General features: G+C 69.6%; 24 protein-coding genes and 1 riboswitch. Of the genes, 11 read left to right on the top strand and 13 right to left on the bottom strand.

Going from position 1 to position 25,808, the window contains the following annotated elements:
• Positions 1–4: 4 nt before the first annotated feature.
• Positions 5–1,129, bottom strand: coding sequence for an agmatine deiminase family protein (locus tag RM1_RS01715; RefSeq protein WP_072749728.1), 1,125 nt, complete (start codon positions 1,127–1,129; stop codon positions 5–7).
• Positions 1,130–1,360: 231 nt separating this feature from the next.
• Here RM1_RS01715 and RM1_RS01710 point away from each other — a divergent pair, with 231 nt between their 5' ends.
• From RM1_RS01710 to RM1_RS01685, 6 genes are all read left to right on the top strand, one after another.
• A complete protein-coding gene (locus RM1_RS01710; protein ID WP_072749727.1) occupies positions 1,361–2,713 on the top strand; it encodes a DEAD/DEAH box helicase in 1,353 nt (450 codons plus the stop codon).
• A 3-nt stretch (positions 2,714–2,716) separates the two neighbouring features.
• Positions 2,717–3,598, top strand: a complete 882-nt coding sequence (locus RM1_RS01705) for a DMT family transporter (protein ID WP_072749726.1) — start codon at positions 2,717–2,719, stop codon at positions 3,596–3,598.
• 3 nt (positions 3,599–3,601) lie between these two features.
• Positions 3,602–5,038, top strand: coding sequence for a GMP reductase (guaB1, locus tag RM1_RS01700; protein WP_072749725.1), 1,437 nt, complete (start codon positions 3,602–3,604; stop codon positions 5,036–5,038).
• A gap of 288 nt (positions 5,039–5,326) precedes the next feature.
• Positions 5,327–6,700: a hemolysin family protein gene (locus RM1_RS01695; protein ID WP_072749724.1), complete on the top strand. Its 1,374-nt coding sequence runs from the start codon at positions 5,327–5,329 to the stop codon at positions 6,698–6,700.
• The gene (locus RM1_RS01690) at positions 6,693–7,781 is read left to right on the top strand and encodes a hemolysin family protein (RefSeq protein ID WP_072749723.1); all 1,089 of its coding nucleotides are present in this window, start codon (positions 6,693–6,695) and stop codon (positions 7,779–7,781) included. Before RM1_RS01695 ends, RM1_RS01690 begins: the two co-directional genes overlap by 8 nt.
• Positions 7,778–8,668, top strand: coding sequence for a 3-methyladenine DNA glycosylase (locus RM1_RS01685; protein WP_072749722.1), 891 nt, complete (start codon positions 7,778–7,780; stop codon positions 8,666–8,668). The genes RM1_RS01690 and RM1_RS01685 overlap by 4 nt, the downstream gene beginning before the upstream one ends.
• 12 nt (positions 8,669–8,680) lie before the next feature.
• Here RM1_RS01685 and RM1_RS01680 read toward each other — a convergent pair whose 3' ends face one another.
• Positions 8,681–9,049 carry a SpoIIAA family protein gene (locus RM1_RS01680; RefSeq protein WP_072749721.1) on the bottom strand — a complete coding sequence of 123 codons (369 nt, stop codon included), beginning with the start codon at positions 9,047–9,049 and terminating at the stop codon, positions 8,681–8,683.
• A gap of 103 nt (positions 9,050–9,152) precedes the next feature.
• On the opposite strand from RM1_RS01680, the gene RM1_RS01675 reads away from it, so the two are divergent.
• From RM1_RS01675 to RM1_RS01660, 5 genes are all read left to right on the top strand, one after another.
• Positions 9,153–9,767: a PaaI family thioesterase gene (locus tag RM1_RS01675; protein WP_072749892.1), complete on the top strand. Its 615-nt coding sequence runs from the start codon at positions 9,153–9,155 to the stop codon at positions 9,765–9,767.
• A gap of 113 nt (positions 9,768–9,880) precedes the next feature.
• The gene (locus tag RM1_RS01670; RefSeq protein ID WP_072749720.1) at positions 9,881–11,701 is read left to right on the top strand and encodes a multicopper oxidase family protein; all 1,821 of its coding nucleotides are present in this window, start codon (positions 9,881–9,883) and stop codon (positions 11,699–11,701) included.
• A 67-nt stretch (positions 11,702–11,768) separates the two neighbouring features.
• Positions 11,769–11,978 carry a DUF8730 family Cys-rich protein gene (locus RM1_RS27265; RefSeq protein ID WP_501193742.1) on the top strand — a complete coding sequence of 70 codons (210 nt, stop codon included), beginning with the start codon at positions 11,769–11,771 and terminating at the stop codon, positions 11,976–11,978.
• A gap of 221 nt (positions 11,979–12,199) precedes the next feature.
• Positions 12,200–14,383, top strand: a complete 2,184-nt coding sequence (locus RM1_RS01665) for a malate synthase G (RefSeq protein WP_072749719.1) — start codon at positions 12,200–12,202, stop codon at positions 14,381–14,383.
• Positions 14,384–14,566: 183 nt separating this feature from the next.
• The gene (locus tag RM1_RS01660) at positions 14,567–16,318 is read left to right on the top strand and encodes a substrate-binding domain-containing protein (protein WP_072749718.1); all 1,752 of its coding nucleotides are present in this window, start codon (positions 14,567–14,569) and stop codon (positions 16,316–16,318) included.
• A 36-nt stretch (positions 16,319–16,354) separates the two neighbouring features.
• Here the strand turns inward: RM1_RS01660 and RM1_RS26300 are convergent, their stop codons facing one another.
• The 11 genes from RM1_RS26300 to clsA form a co-directional block, all read right to left on the bottom strand.
• Positions 16,355–16,525 (bottom strand): hypothetical protein, encoded by a 171-nt coding sequence (locus RM1_RS26300; RefSeq protein WP_169922270.1) that lies wholly within the window; start codon positions 16,523–16,525, stop codon positions 16,355–16,357.
• A gap of 138 nt (positions 16,526–16,663) precedes the next feature.
• Complete coding sequence (gene gcvP / locus RM1_RS01655; protein WP_072749717.1) at positions 16,664–19,516, bottom strand: aminomethyl-transferring glycine dehydrogenase; 2,853 nt, start codon at positions 19,514–19,516, stop codon at positions 16,664–16,666.
• 183 nt (positions 19,517–19,699) lie between these two features.
• A riboswitch (glycine riboswitch) is annotated at positions 19,700–19,795 on the bottom strand.
• A gap of 102 nt (positions 19,796–19,897) precedes the next feature.
• A complete protein-coding gene (locus tag RM1_RS01650) occupies positions 19,898–20,494 on the bottom strand; it encodes a MerR family transcriptional regulator (RefSeq protein WP_027503118.1) in 597 nt (198 codons plus the stop codon).
• A 215-nt stretch (positions 20,495–20,709) separates the two neighbouring features.
• Positions 20,710–21,183, bottom strand: a complete 474-nt coding sequence (locus RM1_RS01645) for a bifunctional nuclease family protein (protein ID WP_072749716.1) — start codon at positions 21,181–21,183, stop codon at positions 20,710–20,712.
• A gap of 147 nt (positions 21,184–21,330) precedes the next feature.
• Positions 21,331–22,068 (bottom strand): transcriptional regulator FtsR, encoded by a 738-nt coding sequence (gene ftsR, locus RM1_RS01640; protein WP_027503120.1) that lies wholly within the window; start codon positions 22,066–22,068, stop codon positions 21,331–21,333.
• Positions 22,068–22,547, bottom strand: a complete 480-nt coding sequence (garA, locus tag RM1_RS01635) for a glycogen accumulation regulator GarA (protein WP_072749715.1) — start codon at positions 22,545–22,547, stop codon at positions 22,068–22,070. Before garA ends, ftsR begins: the two co-directional genes overlap by 1 nt.
• Positions 22,548–22,715: 168 nt before the next feature.
• The gene (gene gcvH / locus RM1_RS01630; RefSeq protein ID WP_072749714.1) at positions 22,716–23,120 is read right to left on the bottom strand and encodes a glycine cleavage system protein GcvH; all 405 of its coding nucleotides are present in this window, start codon (positions 23,118–23,120) and stop codon (positions 22,716–22,718) included.
• Positions 23,121–23,175: 55 nt separating this feature from the next.
• Complete coding sequence (locus tag RM1_RS01625; RefSeq protein WP_072749713.1) at positions 23,176–23,925, bottom strand: DUF881 domain-containing protein; 750 nt, start codon at positions 23,923–23,925, stop codon at positions 23,176–23,178.
• 6 nt (positions 23,926–23,931) lie between these two features.
• Positions 23,932–24,300 (bottom strand): small basic family protein, encoded by a 369-nt coding sequence (locus RM1_RS01620; RefSeq protein WP_072749712.1) that lies wholly within the window; start codon positions 24,298–24,300, stop codon positions 23,932–23,934.
• Positions 24,297–25,103 carry a DUF881 domain-containing protein gene (locus RM1_RS01615; RefSeq protein ID WP_072749891.1) on the bottom strand — a complete coding sequence of 269 codons (807 nt, stop codon included), beginning with the start codon at positions 25,101–25,103 and terminating at the stop codon, positions 24,297–24,299. Before RM1_RS01615 ends, RM1_RS01620 begins: the two co-directional genes overlap by 4 nt.
• A 50-nt stretch (positions 25,104–25,153) precedes the next feature.
• Positions 25,154–25,786, bottom strand: a complete 633-nt coding sequence (gene clsA, locus RM1_RS01610) for a cardiolipin synthase ClsA (RefSeq protein WP_072749711.1) — start codon at positions 25,784–25,786, stop codon at positions 25,154–25,156.
• Positions 25,787–25,808 lie beyond the last annotated feature (22 nt).

The raw sequence follows: 25,808 nt of genomic DNA, 5'->3' as shown, positions 1-25,808 counted from the left end.
CGTTTCAGCCAACGGGTTCCTGCTGAGTGGTGCAGTGGATTCCCCCGCCACCCGCGGCGATGGCGTCGATGTTGATCTGCACGACCCGGCGATCCGGGAACAGACGCTCGAGTTCCTGCCTGGCGGCCTGATCGCCTTCGGTGTCGCCGAATTCGGGGGCGATCACGGCACCGTTGCAGACGTAGAAATTGATGTAGCCGGCAGCGAAGTCGTCCGATTCGAACTCCGGCCTGACGGTGGCGGGCGCCTCGAGCACGACCACCTCGAGACTGCGCCCCTTCGCGTCGGTCGCGGACTCGAGGATCTCGAGATGGCGTTCGGTCACATCGTGATCGAACGATTCCGGGTCCGGGTCCAGCCCCGCGACCACGACGCCTGGGCGTGCGAAGCGCGCGTAGAAGTCGGTGTGGCCATCGGTGATGTCCTTGCCCTTGATGCCGGGCAGCCAGATGATCTTCTCGAGCCCGAGCAGCGGCCCCAGTTCGGCCTCGACGTCCGCCTTCGACCACCCGGGGTTGCGATTGTCGTTGAGGACGCAGCTCTCGGTGATGATGGCGGTTCCCTCGCCGTCGACCTCGATGCCACCGCCCTCGAGGATCAGGTCGGTGGGCAACAATTCGACCCCGGCACGGGCGGTGACGACGCCCGCCACCTTCGCGTCCCGGTCGTAGTCCTGCTTCTCGCCCCAGCCGTTGAAGTTGAAGTCGATTCCCGCCTTCGCCCCGTTCCCCTTCACGAACACCGGACCGGTGTCCCGCATCCAGAGGTCGTCGATCGGGGCGACGACGAGTTCGACGGAGGGACCGACGAGCCCGCGCGCCAGGTCGAGCTCATCCTCGCGGACCAGCATCGACACCGGTTCGAACTGCGCGATCGTCTGTGCGATCGTCGCCAGGTCCCGGCGAACCTGCGGCAGCAGCGCCGCACCCCAGATCTCCTCGCTTGCGCCGAATGCCATCCAGGTCCGCGCGTGGGGTTGCCCCTCCTCCGGCATCACCCACGTGCGCTGATCGTCCTCGTCACCACTGCTCCCCGACCCGAAGAAGGACGACGAGGAGTCGTCGCAGCCACCCAGCAGCAGGCCACCGAGCGCCACCGCGCTCGCCTGTATGAACCGACGTCTCTGCACCGTGTTGACTCCTTCTCCGCACTTCCAGCCTGCCACTCAGGCCACCCGAATCATATCCTGACTGAATTTTCAGTCAAGGGTGGTGGTCATCGGCACCGCGACAACGGAATGGCCGCACGCAGGACGAATGACGAAAACTGCCCGCGGGGGCGGTAATCTCACTGCACGCGCCGACGACGTTCCGTGAGATCGGGGGCGCCCCGCGGCCCAACACCCGGAGGCAACCGCGACATGTCCGACCCAGCCGCAGCAGGACCCGCACCCACCTTCGCGGGCCTCGGCCTTCCGCCGCTGCTGGTGCAGTCGCTGAACCGCGAGAAGATCACCGCCCCGTTCCCGATCCAGGCCGCCGCGATCCCCGACATCCTGGCCGGGCGGGACGTGCTCGGGCGCGGGCCGACCGGTTCCGGCAAGACGCTCGCCTTCGGGCTGCCGATGCTGGTCCGGCTCAAGGGCGCGCCGAGCGCACCGGGACGGCCCCGCGGCCTCGTGCTCGCGCCGACAAGGGAACTGGCCGCACAGATCGAGAAGGCCCTCGACGAGTCCGCCCTCTCGCTCGGACTGCGCCTGGCCTGCGTGGTCGGCGGACTGCCGATCAAGGCACAGGCGCAACGGCTCGCGCGCGGGGTGGACCTGCTGGTGGCGACGCCCGGCCGGATGGCCGACCTGATCGCACAGGGGTCCGCCTCGCTTGCCGATGTCCGCGTGACCACGATCGACGAGGCCGACCACATGGCGGAACTCGGGTTCCTGTCGCAGGTCACGACCCTGCTCGACCAGACGGCGAAAGACGGTCAGCGGCTGCTCTTCTCGGCGACCCTGGACGGCGGAGTGGACGACCTCGTCCGGGACTACCTCAAGGATCCCGTCACCCATGCGACCGCGCCGGTGGCCGCATCGGTGGCCACGATGGAGCACCACCTGCTCCACGTCCGCAAGGCCGACAAGTGGGCCGTGCTCGCCCAGATCGCCTCGCGCAGCGGCAAGACCCTGCTCTTCGTTCGCACCAAGCACGGCGTGGACCGAGTGGCCGAGGAGCTGCGGGCGGCAGGGGTCGTCGCGGGCGCGCTGCACGGTGACAAGACGCAGAGCAACCGCACCCGCACCCTCGCGGCGTTCGCCGACGGCGACACCCCGGTCCTCGTCGCCACCGATGTCGCGGCGCGCGGCATCCACGTGGACGGCATCGACCTCGTCGTCCACGTGGATCCTCCCGCCGAGGCGAAGGACTACCTGCACCGCGCCGGACGGACCGCTCGCGCAGGCGAATCCGGGACCGTGGTGACCCTGGTGACCGACGACCAACGCGCCGAGGTCGCCGCGCTCACCTCGAAGGCAGGCGTGAGCGTCGTCGGCGTCGAGGTGCGCCCCGGCTCCGCCGAACTCGTCGCACTGACCGGCGCCCGCGAGCCAACCGGCATCCCGGTGCCCCCGCCCTCCGCCCCGGCGCCGACGGCACCGAAGGAGCGGGCCGCCGGACCGGGTACCCGCGGCAGGCGGCCTGGCTCGACCACGGTCCGCGCCGGCGGGCGGCGCGGCAGCGGCGCGGGGACGCACGGCCACCGCAACCGAGGAGGACGCTGAGCGATGTCTGGAACCCCGCTGCTGGCGGTCGCCTTCGCGCTGATCGGTGCGCTGCTGTTCGCCTGCGGCTCCGTAGCGCAGCAGAGCGCGGCGGCCGGGGTCGCCGAGGACGAAGCCCTGCTCGCCGAGCTCGTCCGCAGCAAGCGATGGTGGGCGGGCCTGCTCGGCGACGGCGGCGGATACGTGTTCCAGGCGATCGCGCTCGGCGTCGGGTCGGTGCTCGTGGTGCAGCCACTGATCGTGGCCTCGCTGCTGTTCGCGCTCCCCCTCTCCGCCCGGTTCAGCGGCGCCAGGATGACCGCACGCACCTGGGCGATGGCCTTGGCGCTGGCAGGTGCGCTCGTCGTGTTCCTGATCGTCGGGAATCCGACCGAGGGCCACAACTCGGCGGCGATCGCCGACTGGCTCATCCCACTCGCGGGCGTCCTCGGACTCGTTGCCGCGGCGGTCGCGACCGCGATGACCCGGATCGGCCCCGGCCCGCGAGCCCTGCTGCTCGGGTTCGCCAGCGGCGCGCTGTACGGGGTCGCGGTAGCGCTGACCAAGTCCGTCATCGACCTGCTGCACCTGGGACCGGCGGCCGTGCTCGGCAACTGGACCACCTGGGCCCTTGTCGCCGCCGGCCTCACCGGGTTCTACCTCCAACAGCGCGCGTTCCACGCGGGTCCGCTCTCGGCATCACTGCCTGCCATCACCATCGCCGAGCCGCTGGTGGCCGCCTTCCTCGGGTTCGCGGTGCTCGGTGAGCGGCTACGGGTGCAGGGTCCCGGTATCGCCCTGATCGCCGTCGCGGTGCTGGTCATGGTGGTCACCACGGTCGGGCTGTCCCGGTCCCAGGCCGATGTGACCACCCACGCCCAGTCGTCGCAGCCGGTACTCTCGTAAGACGTGCGCTTCCTCGACGGCCAGCAGCCGCCCTATGACCTGACCTACGACGACGTCTTCATGGTGCCGAATCGGACCGACGTCACCTCGCGCTTCGACGTGGATCTGTCCACGCTCGACGGATCGGGCACCACCATCCCGATCGTCGTCGCCAACATGACCGCTGTCGCAGGACGCCGGATGGCCGAGACCGTCGCACGACGCGGCGGGATCGTGGTCATCCCCCAGGACATCCCGGCGTCCGCGGTCGCCGAGACCGTCGCGTTCGTCAAGAGCCGCCACCTGGTGGCCGACACCCCGGTCACCCTCGGCCCCGAGGACTCCGTCTCCGACGCGATCGCGCTGCTGCCCAAGCGTGCGCACGGCGCGCTGGTCGTCGTCGAGAACGACCGGCCGATCGGCGTCGTCACCGAGGCCGCGTGCGCGGACGTCGACCGCTTCGCCCGGCTCCGCTCCGTCGCCATCACCGACTTCGTCACCGCGCCCGTGACGGCCTCCCCACGCGAGGTCTTCGAGCTGCTCGAGACCAAGCACGACCCGATCGCGGTCATCGTCGACGAGGACGGCACCCTGGCCGGCGTGCTCACCCGCACCGGCGCGATCCGGGCAGGCATCTACGAACCGGCCCTCGACGCGGACGGCAGGCTGCGGGTCGCCGCGGCCGTCGGCATCAACGGCGACGTGGCCGCGAAGGCGAAGGAACTGGTCGCGGCAGGCGCGGACGTTCTCGTGATGGACACCGCACACGGGCACCAGCAGAAGATGCTCGACGCGCTCGGCGCCGTCGCGTCGCTCGACCTCGGCGTGCCGCTGGCCGCAGGCAACGTCGTGTCCGCGGCGGGCACGAGGGACCTCATCGCCGCGGGCGCGAACATCGTCAAGGTCGGCGTCGGCCCCGGCGCGATGTGCACGACCAGGATGATGACCGGAGTCGGCAGGCCCCAGTTCTCCGCGGTGGCCGAGTGCGCCGCGGCCGCACGGGAACTCGGCGCCCACGTGTGGGCGGACGGCGGCGTCCGGCACCCCCGTGACGTGGCACTTGCCCTCGCCGCAGGCGCATCGAACGTGATGATCGGCTCCTGGTTCGCGGGCACCTACGAATCGCCGGGCGATCTGCGGATGGACCAGGCGGGCAACGCCTACAAGGTGAGCTTCGGCATGGCGTCCAAGCGCGCCGTCGCGGCCAGGACGGCCACCGACAGCGCCTTCGATCGCGCCCGCAAGGGTCTCTTCGAGGAGGGCATCTCGAGCTCCCGCATGCGCCTGGACCCGGACCGCCCCGGCGTCGAGGACCTCATCGACCACATCTGCTCCGGGGTGCGCAGCACCTGCACCTACGCAGGAGCCCGCACTGTCGAGGAACTGCACGAGAAGGCGCTGCTCGGAGTCCAGTCCGCGGCCGGGTTCGCCGAGGGCCGCCCGCTGCCCGCCGGCTGGTAGCCGCCGGACACACCGGCTGGTAGCCGTCCCGACACACCGGCGCACCACCTCGACTACCGGGCACGGTCACCCGTGCCCGGTAGAATCGTGGTCTGCACGCGCCCACGCGCAGGGAAGCCTGCGCACAAAAGGAAGGAACAAGGTGCCTGAGGCACCCATACCGACCGTCGCCGACTCGACCGAGTCCGGCGGCGAGAGCACCTCTACGGAGGGCTCCTCTACCGAGCCGGGCGACAAACCCGGCGCACACCCCCCACTGTTCGGACCCACGCTCGGCGGCGATAGCTGATGGAGATCGCACTCACCGTCTTGAGCCTCATCGGGTTCGCGGCTCTGACCGCAGGCACCGCCTTGTTCGTGGCCGCGGAATTCTCGCTCACCGCGCTCGAGCGCAGCACCGTCGACGCCCACGCGCGCGACGGCGACCGGCGCTCGCGCCAGGTACAGCACGCACACCGCACCCTCTCGTTCCAGCTCTCCGGCGCCCAGCTCGGTATCACGATCACCACGCTGATCACCGGCTATCTCGCGGAACCGGTGCTGGCCAAGCTGATCGCGCCGCTGTTGACCGCCGTCAACATCAGCGAATCCGTTGCGAGCGGCATCTCGCTGACGCTCGCCCTGGTGCTGGCGACCTCGTTGTCGATGGTGTTCGGCGAGCTGGTGCCGAAGAACCTGGCCATCGCCCGCCCGCTGCAGACCGCACGCGCCACCGCGGGCCTGCAGGCCGGGTTCTCGGCGGTGTTCAAGTGGGCGATCAACGGGCTCAACGGATCCGCCAACTGGGTGGTCCGACGGCTCGGCATCGAACCAGCAGAGGAACTGCGCTCGGCACGCTCCCCCCAGGAACTGGGGTCACTGGTGCGCACCAGCGCACGCCGCGGCGCACTCGACGCCGGGACCGCGCTGCTCGTCGATCGCTCACTGAGGTTCGGCGAGCTCACCGCGGAGGAACTGATGACCCCGCGGGTGAAGGTCGAGACCCTCGAACTCCGGGACACCGTCGCCGATCTGATCGAGGCCGCGTCCAGGACCGGCTTCTCGCGGTTCCCGATCGTCGACGGCGACCTGGACGACACGGTCGGCGTCGTGCACATCAAGCACGCGTTCACGGTGCCTGCCGCGGGCCGCGCCACCACGCCCCTGATCACGCTCGCGCAGAAGGTCCCCGTGGTGCCGTCGAGCCTCGACGGCGACGAGCTGATGGAGCGCGTGCGCGCCGACGGCATGCAGGTCGCGCTCGTGGTCGACGAGTACGGCGGCACCGCGGGCATGGTGACCATGGAGGACCTGATCGAGGAGATCGTCGGCGACGTCCGCGACGAGCACGACGAACCCGAGATCGAGGTGCAGCGCAGCGGCGACAGCTGGATCTGTTCCGGCCTGCTCCGGATCGACGAGGTCACCCAGACCACCGGTTACTCGGCACCCGAGGGCGAGTACGACACCCTCGGCGGCCTCGTCCTCGCCCACCTGGGCCGGATCCCGGAGGTCGGCGACCAGGTGGCGCTCCCCCATCCGGACGACGACGGCCGGTCGGCGGGCGGCTGGATAGCCCGGGTCGCGGCGATGGACGGCCGCCGGATCGACCGGGTGGTGCTCACCCCGGTCGCCGATCTGGCCGACCACTCGACGGAGACGAAGGAGCGCGGCGATGAGTGACCTGTTCGCGGTCGCACTGACCGTCCTCCTGCTGGCGGGCAACGCGTTCTTCGTGGCCGCCGAATTCGCGCTGATCTCCGCCAGACGCGACCGGCTCGAGGCGCTGGAGGCTCAGGGCAAGAAGCGGGCCCGCACGGTGATCCGGGCAGGCGAGAACCTCTCGCTGATGCTTGCGGGCGCACAGCTCGGCATCACGATCTGCTCGATCCTGCTCGGCCGCGTCGGCGAGCCCGCGATCGCGCACCTGATCGAGATGCCGCTGGACGCGCTCGGCGTGCCCGCCGGGCTCCTGCATCCGATCGCGTTCACGGTCGCGCTCTCGCTGGTGGTGGTTCTGCACATCCTCCTCGGCGAGATGGTGCCGAAGAACATCGCCATCGCAGGCCCGGAACGCAGCGCGATGCTGCTGGTTCCCGCACACCTGGCGTTCATCCGACTGGTGCGCCCGCTCATCTCGTTCTACAACCTCTGCGCGAACGCGACGCTGCGGCTGATGCGGGTGCAGCCGAAGAACGAGCTGGACACCACGGTGTCGGCGCTGGAACTCGCCGAGATGATCGGCGAGTCCCGGTCCGAGGGGCTGATCGACGAGGAGGAGCACCGACGGCTGACGCTGGCGCTGCACACCGCCGACCGGACCGTCGCGGACGTGCTGATCCCGCTCGACAAGGTGCGCAGCGTTCCGCTGACCGCGAACGGGACCACGCTCGGCGCCGTCGAGGAGGCCGTGATCGAGACCGGGTACTCGCGCTATCCCGCGCGGCTGGCCGACGGAACGCTGGCCGGGTACCTGCACCTCAAGGACGTCCTCGACGAGGTCGGTGACGTCCACGCGGGCCCGGACACGGTGATCCCGCGTTCGGACGTGCGACCGCTGCCACAGGTGAGGGTGCAGACCACGCTCGACGAGGCGCTCGGGACGCTGCGGCGCGCGAGCAGCCACCTGGGGTCGGTGGTCGACGAGACCGGGCAGACGATCGGCATCGTCGCACTGGAGGACCTGGTGGAGGAGTTCATCGGTACCGTGCGCGACGGCACCCACCGGATCGACGACGCGGTGCCGGGACAGCGGACGCCGTGACACAGCCGGACCTCTCGAGCGGTCCACTCGCCCTCGCCCAGGACGAGTGGACCGCCCGCCGCGACGCGCACAGGGAGCGGGTGGACACGCTGATCGGGGCACACCTGTCCCGGCAGACGCGGGGCGAGAAGCACCCGGTGATCGACTTCCTGTTCACCTACTACAGCCTGCGGCCCGCGCAGCTGCGACGCTGGCATCCCGGCCTCGGCGTGCGACTGACCGGGCCTGCGGCGCGCGAATACTGGGACTACTCGGGTTACCACCGGTGCGGCGAGGACGCCGAGGCCGACCCCCGGCTGCTGACCCAACGCCGCTCGATGCTCGAGTTCACCGAGCGCCTGCTCGCGGGCACCGCCGCGCGGCCCGCACAGCTCGGCTGCTTCGGCCTGCACGAGTGGGCGATGGTTTACCGCGGCGGCGAGGAAGCGGTCCGGCATTCGGGCACCCCGCTTCGGCTCGGGCCGGACGGCACCGACGCGGTGGTGGAGTCGATGAACCTGCGCTGCACGCACTACGACGCGTTCCGGTTCTTCACCCCGGACGCGGTGGGCCGCAACGAGACCGCGCTGCGGCGCGAGGACCAGGCGGCGCGGGAACAGCCGGGCTGCCTGCACGCGGGCATGGATCTCTACAAGTGGAGCTACAAGTTGGCGCCGCTGGTCGACTCCGACCTGTTGCTGCGGTGCTTCGAACTGGCGATGGCCGCGCGAGAACTCGACATGCGGGCGAGCCCGTACGACCTGAGTGCGCTCGGCTACGAGCCGGTCACCATCGAGACTCCGCAGGGCCGAGCGGACTACGTTCGAGAGCAGTCGGCGCTCGCCGAGCGCGCGGCGCCGCTGCGCGCGGAGTTGCTGGCCCAGTGCCGGGCACTGCTGAACCGGTGACTCCCCCGGCGCTCACGCCCCCTGCGAGGCCCACTCGATCGCGGCCTGCTCCTCGGCGAGCGCGAAGGACCGCACCTCGCAGGGGATCAGGAAACTGATCAGGTGAATCGCCTTGTCGATCCACTCGTGATCGGTGACCAGCGCGATGCGACCCCAGCTGTGCCGTGGACGGGTCTCGAGCTCGGCGTCCTGCCACAGCGCACCCGCCGTGTAGCGGCTCAGGTCGTCGCCGAGCACATAGACGATGTTGACCTTCTCGTGCTCGGCGATCTTCGCGTCGATGGCCGGGTCGAGGACGTCCTTGTAGTCCTGCGCGGTCACCGTGCCGCTCGCGCGGAAACCCAGGGTGCCTGCGGGCAGGTTCTCCATGGTCTCGATCACGGATCCATGGTTTCACAGGTCGAGACCCCGTGGGGCGCAACGCGAAAGTGTCGAGCGACCTGATTCGCTCGCGTCCCTCGGACGAGTGCGCCAGGATCACACCGTGAAGTTCACCCGAGAAGACATCGACACCGAGGAACTCGACCGGCGCCGGGCGCTCTACGGCCCGCTCACCGCTGCGGTCCGCGACCTCGTCGACGCCACCATTCGCACCGAGGTCGACGAGGCGGTGATCCGCGAGGTGGAGGCCACGGTCGTCGCCGCAACCGCGAAGCTGCGCGCCCGGCAGATCGACGGCGGGTTCGGGATGCGATTCACCGCCGACGGCGAGTCGATCGCCTGGGGCAATGCGGGGATCGGCCTGCGGAACGCGATCGCTCCGCCGCTGGTCATCGAGTCCGACGACGCCGGCCTGCACTGGACGGAGGTCACCCTCGGCGCCGCCTACGAGGGCCCGCCCGGTTTGGTGCACGGCGGCATCTGCGCGCTGGTGATGGATCACCTGCTCGGCACCACCGCCAGTTCGATCGAGCCGCGGTTCACCGGCACCCTCACGCTGAGGTACCGCCGCGGCACCCCGCTCGGACCACTGCGCGCCGAGGCCCGCATCGACCGCAACGAGGGACGCAAGACCATCGTCGTCGGCACCCTCTCGGACGACCTCGGCGTCACCGTCGAGGCCGAGGGGATCTTCATCGGCCCGGCCACGCAGAACTGAGGTCGCACCCTCGATCCGGTGGTGATCAATAGCGGCGTGTCATGTCCGCGCCTCCGGTAGCGTCCGCACCAGTTGCATCCCAGGAGGGCATCACGCAACGAAGGAGTTCGACAATGGAACTCTCACGACGTGGATTCTTCGGTATGGCAGGCTCCGTCGCCGCGCTCGGCTGGCTGGGAGCACGGGCGGCCTCGGCCCAACCGGGAGCGCCGGTGCCACCGCCGCCGCTCCCGATCCCGGATCTGCCGCCGCCGACCGCCCCGAGTCCGCTGAACTTCTCGTCGTCGCCGCCGCTACGACGGTTCGTCACCGACCTGCCGCGCCTCCCGACGGCCCCGGCGTCGGGAACGCTCACCGCGCAGTCCAACACCCACACGTACCACCCCGATCTGCCGGCATCGACGGTCCTCGGCTACCACGCCGGCATCCTCGGCCCCACTCTCGAGGCCCGTCGCGGCGCGCCGACAACGGTGTCGTTCGTCAATTCGATCGACGTCAATCCACTCGCCGACGCCGTCGACCTGACAATGCACGGTGCCACCGAGGAGGATCGGACGAATCCGCGCACGACGGTGCACCTGCACGGTGCGCCGAGCCGTCCCGACTCGGACGGGCATCCGTTGATCGCGTGGCGGCGTGGCGGGGTGCAGACCAACCACTACGCCAACGGTCAAGAGGCCGCGACTCTCTGGTACCACGACCATGTGATGGCGAACACCCGCCTGAACGTGCAGGCCGGACTCGCCGGGTTCCATCTGCTGCGCGACGAGTTCGACACCGGCCGCGCCGGCAATCCGCTCGGGCTGCCCGCCGGGGAGTTCGAGGTGCCGATCGTGGTGCAGGACCGTACCTTCAACGCAGACGGAACGCTGCAGCCGCGGCTGGCCCGCTACCAGCCGAGCGGCTACGGCCAGGGCGGCCAGTTCGGGGACGTCGCCGTCGTCAACGGAGTCGCGTGGCCACGGATGCCGGTGCGGCGCACGCTGTATCGGCTGCGGCTGCTGCAGGGCTCGAACTCACGCACCTACCGGTTCGCGTTCTCGAACGGGATGCGGTTCACGGTGATCGGCGGAGACCAGGGCCTGCTCGACGAGTCCGTCGACACCGACCACATCGTCATGACCTCCGGGGAGCGCGCCGACCTGCTGGTGGACTTCGCGGAGCTCGCGCCTGGCGAGTCGGTGACGCTCGTCAACACCGCCCTCAACGCATTCGCCAACGCCGCGCTCGCGGTCCCCGCACTGCCCGAGATCATGCGGTTCGACGCGGATCAGGCTCCGGCCGAACCGGTCCGGGCGCCTGCGCGACTGCGGGGCGGGCCGGGACTCCCACCGGCGATCGCCCCCGCCACAACCGACGGTGTCGTCCGCACGCGGGTCATGACGTTCCTCGGGCGCTTCGACCTGAACCGGACGGCCGCCGTGCTGCCGTTGATGGGGTCGATCAACAATCTGCCGTTCCTCACCGGCGACATCGACGTCGCCCGGGCCGGAACGACGGAGATCTGGCACATCGTCAACGTGTTCCCGCTCGAGCATCCGGTCCACCTGCACCTGGCCCGCTTCCGGATCCTCGGCAGGCAGAAGCTGTGGTCGGCCGGCTACATGGCCGCCTCACCCCCGCCGCTCGAGAACGGCATCCGCTGGGCGCCGGACCCGTCGCCGTTCCTCATCGGGGAACGCGCGGCGCCTGCACCCTGGGAGGCGGGCTGGAAGGACACCACCCTCGTCGAGTCCGACGCGGTGCTCACCCTCCTCGTGCACTGGCCTTCGGTCGACGACCTCGGCTTCGACCCGGACGCGCCGATCCCGGTCCCGCACGACGCAGCGGGTGACCATGGCAGCCACCAGGAGGTCCGCGGGTACACGTGGCACTGTCACAACCTCGAACACCAGGACCACGACATGATGCAGCAGATCCAGGTGCGCGGGTAGGCATCGGCAACCCGATCGCGAGCTCACCTCGCGCCGTCATGCCGGCAGCCCCGGGACAGATACCCCTATGGGTATATTAGAGGTGCCGCATCCATCCCGAGGAGGACCCATGTGTTACCCCGTCAACTGTTCGACCTGCAAGAAGACAACCTGGGGAGGCTGCGGGGCACACGTCGGAGATGTCATGAAGGCGGTCCCCGCCTCTGAACGCTGCGTCTGCGAGGAGAAGTCTGCCCCGGCAGGAAAGTCAGGATTCTTCAGCCGCCTCTTCGGCTGACCGGACAGCACCACCGGGACCTGCCGGTACCGGTCGGGACTTCCTCGCAGGCGGATTCGAGCACAGATGACGCGGCGTGACGCCCGCCCGCGCCGCCCCTGGAATACGCCCCCAACCAGTACGGTTGGACTGTTAGCCCACCAGGACAAACAGCTAGACGATTACCCCCGAGTAACATCAGTGTGTCTACATGAGGCATTCCCAGAGAAGTGAGGCATTTCATGACTGAGCGCGTGCAGGTCGGTGGTCTTCAGGTCGCCAAGGTTCTCCACGATTTCGTGGGCACCGAGGCTCTCCCGGGCACCGGCGTAGACGCCGACGCTTTCTGGGCCGGTGCCGTCAAGGTCATCGAGGACCTCGCCCCGAAGAACAAGGCGCTGCTGGCCAAGCGCGACGACCTGCAGGCGCAGATCGACGCCTGGCACCGAGACCACTCCGGCCCGGCCTTCGACGCCGCGGAGTACAAGGCGTTCCTGCAGGAGATCGGCTACCTGCTGCCGACGCCGGCCCCGTTCAGCATCGAGACCGAGAACGTCGACGCGGAGATCGCGACGACCGCGGGCCCGCAGCTCGTGGTGCCGGTGCTCAACGCCCGGTTCGCGCTCAACGCCTCGAACGCCCGCTGGGGCTCGCTGTACGACGCGCTCTACGGCACGGACGCCATCTCCGAGGCGGACGGCGCCGAAAAGGGCAAGGGCTACAACAAGGTCCGCGGCGACAAGGTGATCGCCTGGGCCCGTGAGTTCCTCGACACCGCGGCGCCCCTCGCGGCGGGCAGCCACGCCGACTCCAAGCGCTACTGGATCGATGGCGCCGAGCTCAAGGTCGAGCTGACCGACGGCACCGTCACCACGCTCGCGCAGCCGGAGAAGTTCGTCGGCTACCTCGGCGAGAAGGACGCGCCCACCTCGGTCCTGCTGCGCAACAACGGACTGCACGCGGAGATCCAGATCGACGCGAGCTCCCCCATCGGCCAGACCGATGCGGCCGGGGTCAAGGACGTCGTCCTCGAGTCCGCGCTCACCACGATCATGGACTTCGAGGACTCCGTCGCGGCCGTGGATGCGGACGACAAGGTCGTCGGCTACCGCAACTGGCTGGGCCTGAACCGCGGCGACCTCGCCGAGGAGATCAGCAAGGGCGGCAAGTCCTTCACCCGCACCCTCAACGGTGACCGCACCTACACCGCGGCCGACGGCGGCGAGCTGACCCTGCACGGCCGTTCGCTGCTGTTCGTGCGCAACGTCGGCCACCTGATGACCAACCCCGCGATCCTCGACGCCGACGGCAACGAGGTCCCCGAGGGCATCCTCGACGCGCTGATCACCAGCCTCTGCGCGATCCACGGCCTGAGCATCAGTGAGGCCAACGGACCGCGCAACAACAGCCGCACCGGCTCGGTCTACATCGTGAAGCCGAAGCAGCACGGTCCCGAAGAGGTCGCCTTCACCACCGAGCTGTTCGGTCGCGTCGAGCAGGTGCTCGGCCTGCCCGCGAACACGCTCAAGGTCGGCATCATGGACGAGGAGCGCCGCACCACGGTCAACCTGTCCGCGTGCATCAAGGAGGCCAGCGAGCGCGTGGTCTTCATCAACACCGGCTTCCTCGACCGCACGGGCGACGAGATCCACACCTCCATGGAGGCGGGCGCGATGGTGCGCAAGGCCGAGATGAAGAAGCAGAAGTGGATCGGCGCCTACGAGGACTGGAACGTCGACACCGGACTGGCCGCGGGCCTGCAGGGCAAGGCGCAGATCGGTAAGGGCATGTGGGCCATGACCGATCTGATGGCTGACATGCTCGAGCAGAAGATCGGTCACCCCCGCTCGGGCGCCAACACCGCGTGGGTCCCCTCGCCCACCGGCGCCACCCTGCACGCGACGCACTACCACCGCGTCGACGTGTTCGCCGTCCAGGACCAGCTCAAGGGCAAGCCGCGGGCGACCGTGGACGACATCCTGACCATTCCGCTCGCCCCGAGCACCGACTGGTCGGACGCGGAGAAGAAGGAGGAGCTGGACAACAACTGCCAGTCCATCCTCGGCTACGTGGTCCGCTGGATCGACGCGGGCGTCGGCTGCTCCAAGGTGCCGGACATCCACGACGTCGCACTCATGGAAGACCGTGCCACCCTTCGCATCTCGAGCCAGCTGCTCGCGAACTGGCTGCGGCACGGCATCGTCACCGAGGCCGACATCGTGGCCAGCCTCGAGCGGATGGCCCCGGTCGTCGACCGTCAGAACGAGGGTGACGCCACCTACGTCCCGATGGCGCCGGACTTCGACACCAACATCGCCTGGCAGGCCGCCAAGGAGTTGATCCTCGAGGGCGCGTCGCAGCCGAGCGGTTACACCGAGCCGATCCTGCATCGCCGTCGGCGGGAGTACAAGGCCGCCAACGCCTGACCCGCAGCGACACCGCGAAGCCGCCACCAGACCGATCCGGTCCGGTGGCGGCTTCGCCGCTTTCACGGTGCCGCCGTCCGTAGACTGCGGGGGAACCGATGAGGCGGACCTGCGTGCCGTCACCGATCGACGACAAGGCGGGCACAGGTGGGGCAGCATCGCGGCACACGGGGCACGAGGGGTGTGAGCAAGGGCCCGGTGATCGCGGTGGGAGCCGTCATCGCCGTCGTGCTCGCCGCGGTCGGCTGGTTCCAGCTCAGGGACCGGATCTCGGATCAGGGCACCCAGGCGGCGCAGATGTGCGTCGAGGGTTCCGCCGTCCTCGACGTCACAGCGGACCCCGACATCGCCCCGCAGATCCAGACCCTCGCCGACCGCTACACGCAGACCACCCCGGTCGTGCGCGACCACTGCATCACCGTGGCCGTCACCGCTGCCGCCTCACAGACCGTCGTCGACGCGATGGCGGCGAGCGCCGGTCAGAACTGGTCCGGGCCAGGACCGGCGCCGGCGCTGTGGATTCCGCAGAGCACCCAGTCCATCGCGCGGCTCGGCGGGCAGACCGGCCTGATCGACGGCCAGCCGAAGTCGCTCGTCACCTCACCGGTGCTGCTGGCGGCCCCCGTCACGCTGGCCGAGGCCCTCAGCGGATCGAAGATCGGCTGGCAGGACCTCGCGCGCCTGCAGTCCGACCCGAACGCGCTGCAGGGGCTCGGGCTCCCCGGATGGGGCTCGCTGCGGCTGGCCCTGCCGACCGGCCCCGGCTCGGATCCCTCCACCCTGGCCGCCGAGGCCGTCGCCGCGGCGGTGTCGGGTGCGGGCGCAGGACCGGTCACCGAGGCGCAGGCCGCGTCCCCACCGGTCATCTCGGCACTCTCCACGCTCGCGGTCGGCTCCGCGGCCGCGTTCCCGACCGCTCCCGACAAGCCCGCCGTGACAGCGGATGCGCTCGCGGCGCTCGGCGCGCAGCACGACCCACGGACCGGCACACTGCACGCGGTGGCGGTCACCGAGCAGCAGCTCTACGCCGCCGAGCCGGACGCGAACGCGCTCACCGCCTTCCTGCCTGCCGGGGCCACCCCGATGGCCGATCACCCCGCCGCGATCGTCTCCGCCGGCTGGGTGGACGAGGCGCGTGGACGCGCGGCATCGGAGTTCGCGGACTACCTCCGCCGTCCCGAGCAGGCCTCGGTGCTGCGCGACGCCGGGTTCCGAGTCGACGGCAAGTCCCCCTCTGCGGTGGGGGCGGTCCCCTTCGCGCCCATCGACACGCCGCTGCAACCGGCCGACGGGGCCGCGGTCGACACGCTGACCCGAACGCTCACCAATTCGGCGGTGCCCCGCAGATCGACCCTCCTGCTGGACGTCTCGGGGTCGATGAGCAACGTCGAGGGCGACGGGACGCGGCTGACGAACACGACCGCGGCCCTGACCGAGCAACTGAACCGGACACCGGACGCCACCGAGCTCGGGCTGTGGATCTACTCCAGGAACCTGGACGGCACCAAGCCATACCGAATCGCCGTCCCGACGGGCCCGCTCACCGACACCGTCGGCACCGGAACGCGGAGGCAGGCGATCGACACCGCGCTCGACGCCCTGACCCCGGCCACCGCGACGTCCACCTACGCGGCCGTCGAGGCCGCCTACGCGGACGCGGTGCAGGGCTTCGGCGCGGACCGCCCGAACTCGGTGCTGCTGATCACCGACGGCCCGAACGACGACACGTCGATCACCGCCCGGCAGCTGCTGGCGTCGATCCGGGCGGCCACCGTGGACGGCAAGCCGGTCCGCATCGACGTCATCACGATCGGCGAGAACTCCGATGCGGACACCCTGCGGGCCCTCGCCGAGCAGACCGGGGGTTCGCTGACCGCCGTCGGCTCCTCGCAGGGACCCGAGCTGGGCGCCGCGATCGGACAGGCGCTCGGCTGACGCCGGGCCGGTGCGCCTACGCCGGTCATGCCTTTGTCAGAGGCACCATTCGATGTCGGCGGATCCGGGCAGCGGGACGACGAAGCAGAATTGCAGCGACCCTCCCCCGATGATGCGCCGCTCGGCGGATGCCGACGGGGCGGCGAGTGCTCCGACGGACAGGACGATGGCGGTCACGGCAACGGCTCGAGCGATGGTGGTGAACATATGCCTGCACCTTTGATTCGACGAGGGCCGACCGACGGGGGCCGCCCCATTGCCCACATCATCGTCCTCCGGGCAGGCCGCGGCGCACAAGGACCGTTTGGTTTCCTCACGAGCGCACGCGGCCTCCGCGGAGCGTGATCAGCCGCTGAATGCCTCGATCGGCGGGCACGAGCACACCAGGTTCCGGTCACCCGCCGCACCGTCGATCCGGCGCACCGAGGGCCACACCTTTGCCCTGGCCTTGCCGAGCGGGAACACCGCGAGCTCGCGCGAGTACGGGTGGTCCCAGTCCGCCGCCAGGCAGCCCGCGGTGTGCGGCGCGCCGCGCAGCGGGTTGTCCTCCACCGGCCACTCGCCCGCGCCGACCCGGTCGATCTCGCCGCGGATGGCGATCATCGCGTCGCAGAACTGGTCGATCTCGTCCAGGTTCTCGCTCTCGGTCGGCTCGACCATCAACGTGCCCGCCACCGGGAAACTCATCGTCGGCGCGTGGAAGCCGTAGTCCGCCAGTCGCTTGGCGACGTCGTCGACCGTTACACCGGTTTCCTTGGTGAGCGGACGAAGGTCGAGGATGCACTCGTGGGCGACCATGCCGTTCTCGCCGGTGTAGAGCACGGGGAAGTACTCGTCCAGGCGGCGGGCGATGTAGTTCGCCGAGGCGATCGCGGTGAGCGAGGCCCGCCGCAGCCCGGCCGCGCCCATCATCCGGATGTACGCCCAGGTGATCGGCAGGATCGACGCGCTGCCGTACGGTGCGGCCGAGACCGGACCCGATCCGCCCAGCTCCGGCGCCATCGGGTGCCCGGGCAGGAACGGGGTCAGGTGCGAACGCACACCGATCGGGCCGACGCCGGGGCCGCCACCGCCGTGCGGGATGCAGAAGGTCTTGTGCAGGTTCAGGTGGCTGACGTCGCCGCCGAATCGCCCGGGCCGGGCCAGGCCGACGAGCGCGTTGAGGTTCGCCCCGTCGACGTACACCTGTCCCCCGGCGTCGTGCACGGCCGCGCAGATGTCCGCGACCTCGTGCTCGTACACGCCGTGCGTGGACGGGTAGGTGATCATGATGGCCGCGAGCCGCTCGGCGTGGTCCGCGATCTTCGCCCTGAGGTCCGCCAGGTCGACGTCGCCGTTGGGGCGGCAGGCCACCACCTCGACACGCATGCCGACCATCACGGCCGACGCCGCGTTGGTGCCGTGCGCACTGGACGGGATCAGGCAGGTGTCGCGGTGATCGTCGCCGCGGCTGAGGTGGTAGTTCCTGATGGCCAGCAGGCCGGCGTACTCGCCCTGGCTGCCTGCGTTCGGCTGCAGGCTCACCGCGTCGTAGCCGGTGATCGCCGCCAGCCAGCCCTCGAGGTCGTGGATGATCTGCAGCATGCCCGGCGCGTCCGCGGTCGGCCCGAACGGGTGCAGGCCCGAGAACTCCGGCCAGGTGATGGGCTCCATCTCCGCGGTGGCGTTGAGCTTCATCGTGCAGGAACCGAGCGGGATCATGCTCCGGTCGAGGGCGATGTCCTTGTCCGAGAGCATCCGCAGGTAGCGCAGCATCGCGGTCTCGGTGCGGTGCTTGATGAACGCGGGGTGGGTCAGGTAGTCCGAGGTGCGCACCATCTCGGCGGGCAGAGAGGAGGTCGACGCGGCCGCCGGGGTGTCGGGCCGGACGCCGAAGGCAGCGAAGACCGACGCGATGTGGGCCTCCGTGGTCGCCTCGTCGCAGGAGATGCCGACGTGGTCGGCGTCCACCAGACGAAGGTTGATGTTCCAACCCTTCGCCGTCTCGACGATCTCAGCCGCCCGTCCCTGAACGCGGGCGAGCACGGTGTCGAAGAACGACTCGTGCACGATCTCGACGCCCTTCGACCGCAGGCCGGTCGCGAGGGCCACGGCGTGCCCGTTCACGCGCTCGGCGATCGCCTTGAGCCCGTCGGCACCGTGGTAGCTGGCGTACATAGCGGCGACGATGGCCAACAGCACCTGTGCGGTGCAGATGTTCGAGGTGGCCTTCTCCCGGCGGATGTGCTGCTCACGGGTCTGCAGCGCGAGCCGGTACGCGGGATCCCCGTCGGCGTCGACGGACACGCCGACGAGGCGGCCGGGCAGCTGACGGGCGTGCTTGGAGTGCACCGCCAGGTATCCGGCGTGCGGTCCGCCGAAGCCCATCGGGACACCGAACCGCTGCGTGGTGCCGAAACAGGCATCCGCGCCGAGCTCACCGGGCGGGGTGAGCAGGGTCAGCGCCAGGAGGTCGGCGCCGACCGCGACCAGTGCGCCACGCTCGTGGGCGGCCGCGATGAGGTCCGTGTGGTCGACGACGCGACCGGAGGCGCCTGGCAGCTGGGCGAGCACGCCGAAGAACTCGCCCTCGGGTAGGCCCTGGCTCAGGTCGGCCTCCACCAGCTCGATACCGAGCGGGGTCGCGCGGGTCTCGATCACGGCCCTGGTCTGCGGGAACAGGTCGGTATCGATGACGAAGCGCGGGGAACGGCTCTTGTTGGCCCGGCGCAGGAGCGTCATCGCCTCGGCGGCAGCGGTGCCCTCGTCGAGCATCGACGAGTTCGCGACCTCCATGCCGGTCAGGTCGGAGACCATGGTCTGGAAGTTGAGCAGCGCCTCGAGCCTGCCCTGGCTGATCTCCGGCTGGTACGGGGTGTACGCGGTGTACCAGGCGGGATTCTCGAGCAGGTTCCGCACGAGCACGGGCGGGGTCAGGGTGCCGTAGTAGCCGAGACCGATCATCGAGGTCGCGACGGTGTTCCTGGCGGCGAGCGCGGAGAGCTCGGCCAGCGCCTCGTGCTCGGTGAGCGCGCCGGGCAGCACGCTCAGGCCGTCACTGATCCCGTCGGTCACGCTGTCGAGGATGCTCGCGGGAACGGCCTTCCCGGCCATCTCGTCGAGGCTACCGACACCGACCACGCGCAGAATCCGCTCGAGTTCGGCGGAATCGGGGCCGACGTGGCGGTCGACAAATGAACGAGTTCTGGCGTCTGACAAGGCAACTCCCGCGGCTGAAGGATCGTAGGCGCATTCGGCTCGACCCTGTCGGGCCGGGCTGAACGTTCCTCCCCCTCTGTCGCCTGCTCGTCGCCGCGAGCGCCTGAGAGATTGAGGGCCGCCTTCGTGTGGGCCCCTTTCCCCGTGGGCGGGTGGGTGCTCCCACCGCTTTCCAGAGACGTCGTAGCCCGCACGGTCCTCGGTGCCTGAGAGATTGACGGGGAGGTATTGCTCCTTCGGCGTCCGGATCGTGCTCCGGAACTCTCCCATGCGGCGGCGACGTACCCCGAATTCTAGGCTACGTTCGACCCCTTGCGCTCCCACGGGCCCGGCCGCGGGATGTGCCGCGCGCCACGTCGACCACGCAGGCGCCGAATCGGGCTATCCGGCGCGGCTGGCCCGGTTCTTGCGTCGCGACGCGAGCTCGTCCTCCGGGCTCGGTTCGCTCTCGCCGCCGTCGGCCCGCTCGGCCGGGAAGTCCGCGATCGTGCCGGTCAGCTCGCGCATCGCGCCACTGACCGCGATCCCGAACACACCCTGACCACCCTGCAGGAGGTCGACGACCTCTTCGGCGGAGGTGCACTCGTAGACGGTGGTGCCGTCGGAGAACAACGTGATCTTGGCCAGGTCACCGACGCCGCGCTGACGCAGGTGGTCGACGGCCACCCGGATGTTCTGCAGCGAGATGCCGGTGTCCAGCAATCGCTTCACGATCTTGAGGACCAGGATGTCCTTGAACGAGTACAGGCGCTGACTGCCGGATCCGGCGGCGCCACGGATCGACGGCACGACCAACGAGGTGCGCGCCCAGTAGTCGAGCTGGCGATAGGTGATGCCCGCGATCTGACACGCACTCGGCACCCGGTAGCCCACCAGGTCGTCCGGCACCGAGTCATCGGGAAAGAGGCCCGGCTGAAGATCCTCGACACCCTCGGACGGGGCGAGGCCGCGCTGAGGCTCTTGCGGATGATCTCCCACTGACTGCTCCCTCTCGCATGGAATTCCATACCGTGGATTCGACTCAGAGTACGCCTCGGGGTGAATCACATGGTGTGCGTTCGATGGATCAAAGCTATTGCGACGATTGACCAGGGTCAATGCAACACGCCGAAGTCTAAACCTCAACTTGAGGGTGAGACCTTTTCGTTGCCCAGGCCATGAACTCGACACCGTCTCTCGACAGCGGGATCACACTAACCGTCAGTTGCCTTGAAATCGTCCGGCGACACGGATTCGAGGAACTCTTTGAATTTCTCGACCTCGTCCTCGCGCTCATCGGGCATCACCAGCCCGGCCTCCGCCAGCACCGCTTCGTCCGCATAGATCGGCACGCCGGCCCGCAGCGCGATGGCAACCGAATCGGACGGCCGCGCCGAGATCCTCAGGTCGTCGGCGAAAACCAGGTCGGCATAGAAGGTGCCCTCCTGCAGATCGACGATCCGGATCTCGCGCAGCGCGTTGCCGAGCGCCGTGATGAGCGTGACGATCAGGTCGTGGGTGAGCGGCCGCGCCGGCTCCACGCCCTGCTGCTCCAGCGCGATCGCGGCGGCCTCGGTCTGGCCGATCCAGATCGGCAGGTACCGATCCCCGTCGGCCTCCCGGAGCAGCAGTACGGGCTGATTCTGTGGCTGCTCGACACGAATCCCGATCACACGCATCTCGCTCATCGCGTCTGCCTCCCGTCTGCTCGGCCTCACCGGCATCGACCGCATTTTCATCGCGTGAAGCCGTACCCAAATTCTAAGCGAACCCGGCGACCCATTCGACTCTCGCCGAACAGCTGCAGGTCGTCACATGTCCGGACTGGGCGATCGTCAGCGGTCGAGCGCGCCGCGCACGGCCGCCTTGACCAGACAGGTGTGCAGGGTGAGCGACAGCGCGGCGAGTTCACGCACCATCTCCTCGGCGCGATCACGCGCGCCCGCATCCCTGCCCTTCGCGACCGGACCGGCGATCTGGGCGACCAGACCGGCCTCCCTGTCGGCCGCGAGCTTGAACGCGCGCAGGTGCCGCACCTCGAGTCCGAACTCGGACATCGCCTTTGCGGCCCGCGCCAAGGTGACCGCATCCTCGTCGAAGAAGCCTGCGACGCCGGGCACGATCAGCCCGCTGCGCAACAGTTCCGCCAGGAACGCCTCGTCCGCGCCGGATCGGGCGATCAGGTCGGTGCGGCTGATACGGACCTCGCGATTGGCCCGGAACTCCTCGGGCGAGACCTCGCCAGGGGCGATGGCAAGGGCCCGCGGCCGCCGCGGGGCCGACTCGGTCGAGCCGACCACCGCGACGCCGCTGTCGATCGCCTCGAGCTGTTCCTTGATCACCTTCAACGGCAGGTACTGGTCGCGCTGCGCGGTGAGGACGAACCGCAACCGCTCACAGTCGGACAGCGAGAAGCGTCGGTAACCCGACGGGGTCCGCTCCGGGCTGATCAGCCCCTCCGCCTCGAGGAATCGAATCTTCGAGATGGTGATGTCGGGGAAATCGGGACGTAGCCGATCCAGGACGGAGCCGATCGACATCCCGCCCTCGGTCCGCTGCCCGACCGCCGTCATCAGCTACCCGCACCCGCAGCGGAACTACCGGCGCCGCGGGGGCCGGTGAGGTACACGAGTCGGAACTTTCCGATCTGTACCTCGTCACCGTTGACGAGGGTGGCCGAGTCCACCGGCTCACGGTTGACGTAGGTGCCGTTGAGGCTTCCGACGTCGACCACCTGGAACTCGTTCTGATCCTGCCGGAACTCGGCGTGCCGACGGCTGACCGTGACGTCGTCGAGGAAGATGTCACTGTCCGGGTGGCGGCCCGCCGAGGTGGTCGGCTGGTCGAGCAGGAATCGGGAGCCCGCGTTCGGGCCACGCTTGACGACGAGGAGCGCCGAACCGGCGGGCAGGCCCTCCACACCGGAGACCTGCTCAGCGGCCTGCGGAGCAGCGGTCGTGCTGTCCAACTCGTTGAGGAAATCCGCCCGGAAAACCGACGTTGTCTCAGCCGGCGATTCTCCAAAAACCGCGTCGCTGTCGTTCTCGCTCACCGTTTCTCCTCCTGAAGTCCGATCGGTCCGGGACCTCCCGGACAAATCTTCTCGACACAATCACATTCCGATACGGACCTACGCCCCGACAAGGCGGATGTGCTCCCTATCGACCGTACCCTGCGAATGCCTCCCACGTGGGCACTCGCAGGTCGATCCACGCGTGTCCTAGCCGCCCGCGATGTCCTGGTAGCCCGGCGCGTCCAGCATCGCGTCCAGCGCGGCGTCCAGCGTCGCCTCATCGGCCACCTCGAGATCGACCAGCCAGCCGTTTCCGTACGGCTCAGAGTTGACCAGCTCGGGGCTGGACTCCAAATCCGCGTTGGCCACAATGACTTTCGCGTTCAACGGAGCGTAGATGTCCGACACGCTCTTCGTCGACTCGACCTCACCGAGCGACTCGCCTGCGACCACGGCCTCGCCGACCGCGGGCAGCTGCACGAAGACGACGTCACCGAGCTGCGACTGCGCGAAATCGGTGATCCCGATCCGCACGGTCGTCGGCCCGGTCCGCTGCACCCATTCGTGCTCCGCCGTGTAACGGAATTCGGCCGGGATGTTGGTTTCGCTCAAGGTGAGTAGTCCTTTCGATCGCACCGGCGCGCGACAATACCGCGCGGTACCGGATTCAGTTTCCGGGCTGAGCGTATTGACGAGGCTTCGTCTCCCGCAAGGCGGTGATCGTGACCTGCTGAGATTGGTCCACTGTCAGCCGTCCACCGCTGCGGCCGACGGTGTCGATCACCCCGCCGGGAATGTTCAGAGCGGCCGCAAGGGTCGGCGGATCGCCGATCGCGCGGACCTCGTACGGCGCCCCCATGGCGGTACCGTCCACCTTGATCTGACCGGCGGCGCCGGTCACCCAGGAATCGACGCCGATCCGGACCGGTTCGCCCCCCTCGCCACGTATGGAGATCGCCTCGGCGCCCGCAGCCCGCAACTCCTGGATGAGGTCCAAGATCACCTCGGAACCGACATTCGTGCCCGGGTCCGCAACCGTCAACACCACCCCGGGGCCGGCCGCGGGCACTGCTCCCACCTGGATCGACAGCGCGGTCAGGCGCGCCCTGGCCTCGTCCAACGCAGCCTGGGAGCCGCCACCGCTGCGCTGGAGGGTTGCGAGCGTCTCCTCGAGTCCGGCGATCTCCTGCCGCAACGAGGCCTCTCGCTGGCCCAGGTTGTCGAGCAGCACCAGCAGGTCCGCAGGGCGCGCCGAGTCCAGGGTGTCGCCCGAACCGGTGTTCCGCACCTGGGTGGCGATGGCGACCCCGAGTGCGGCCAGCAGCAGCACGGCCAACAGCCCGAAGACGACCCTGGAGCGGCGCGCCGAGGCGGACAGCTCGGTGTGCCACTCGTGCTTGCCCTCATGCCCGTTCACCGCCGATCACGCACCGAACAGCCGGCGCCGCAGCGCGGCGGCGTTTCCGAAGATCCGGATGCCGAGCACCACCACGATCGCGGTCGAGAGCTGCGTACCCACACCCAACTGGTCACCGAGCCACACGATCAGCGCCGCGACCAGCACGTTGAACACGAAGGACACGACGAAGACCTTCGCGTCGAAGATCTCGTCCAGGTAGGCGCGCAGCCCGCCGAACACGGCATCCAGCGCCGCGACCACGGCGATCGGCAGGTACGGCTGGATCGCGTCCGGGACCTGCGGACGGAACACCACGCCCGCGACGATCCCCGCGATGAGCGCGAGCACCCCGTAGACGGCGTATCCGTTCTTGACTGCCTTGACCGGCTTCACTGGCCACCCACCTCGTGTGCGGTTCTGATCTCCCTGGCATTCGCGGCAGGGAGGTTGACATCTTCTTCTTCGGCGACGGTGAAGCCCACCCCGTACAGCTGCGCGACGCCCGACATCCGCAGGTACGCGTCGCTCACCACGAACCCGGTCTGCAACCGGTCCGCGGGCCCGATCGCCGAGATCGCATACGGCGAGAACACCGGCTGGTTGTCGACGAGCATCGCCCCGCCCGCCTGGCGGATGGTGGCCGAGGGACCGACGCGGACCCCGCCGACCGCGACCGCCTCGGCCCCGCTCGACCACAACGCGTTGACCACGGACTGGATGTCCCGGTCGAGGACCACCGCCTTGGCCGGTCCCGCGCCCGGCCTACCGCGGTCGGACAGGTCGGGACGGGCGGCCGGGTCGGTCAGCGTGACGGTCAGCCCCTCGCCGTGCACGGCGTCCAGCCCGGCGGCCTGTTCCATCGCGTGCAGCCGGGCCAGCACGTCGGAACCCTGGGCGTCACCCGCGAGCACCCTCGAGCGCAGTGCCTCGGTCTGTGCCGCCAGCTCGTCCCTTGTGCCCGCGAGGCCACCACCGCGTTCCTGGGCGGCGTGGACCTTGCCGAGGATCTCGCTGCGCACCTGATCGGTGCCCGGCTCCCGGTCGTCGGCCTGTGCGTAGGCGATCCCGAAGATCAGCCCGAGAGCGATGCCCCCGGCCACGCACCAGCTCCCGGAATGCAGCGGACGGTGCAGGGAATGCCCCCTCGCCCGGTCCTCCGCCGCGGCGGCGTAGCCGGGGTCGAGATGGTCGTTCATCAGGGACCGGAGCAGCGAGGGCACCGGATTGCGGCGGACCTCGCCGTCGGTCACCGCGCCAGGTCCGATCGTGGGACCTCCCGCGCGATGTTCCGCGCGGCGAGCAGGTACAGGATCGCGGTCCACACGTAGAGCCCGGTCCCCCACACGAGCAGCGCATAACCCCAGGCCCTGGCGATCGGCGCGAACGCCCAGTCGCCCTGAGCGGCGAGTATCAGCGGCAGCGCGAACATGAGCGCGAAGGTCGCGGCCTTGCCGAGGTAGAGCACCGCGGGCGGCGGCAGACCGCGCCTGCGGTAGATCGGCAGGGTGAGCGCGAGGATCACGTCCCGACCGATCAGCACCGCCGCCACCCACCACGGGATGATCCCGCGGATCGCGAACGCGACCAGGGTGGAGACCACGTACAACCGGTCCACCAGCGGGTCCAGCAGCGCGCCGAGCCGCGAACTCTGGTTCAGCAGACGCGCGAGCTTGCCGTCCGCCCAGTCGGTGAACCCGCTGAGCATCAGGATCGCGAGCGCCCACCCGTCGGCGTGCGGGCCGAGCAACAGGTAGACGAACAGCGGGACACCGACGAGCCGGACCACACTGAGCAGATTCGGCACGGTGACGATCCGGTCGGACATGATCGGCACGGTCGCGACGTCCGCCACCTCGCGTGGCCGGTCTCCGCTGCCCATTCGTCCCCCGTGTCGTCGTCCG

The sequence above is a fragment of the Rhodococcus maanshanensis NBRC 100610 genome, assembly GCF_001894865.1.
Classification (GTDB): Bacteria; Actinomycetota; Actinomycetes; order Mycobacteriales; family Mycobacteriaceae; genus Rhodococcus_G; species Rhodococcus_G maanshanensis.
This window is presented reverse-complemented; position numbering and strand designations above follow the sequence as displayed.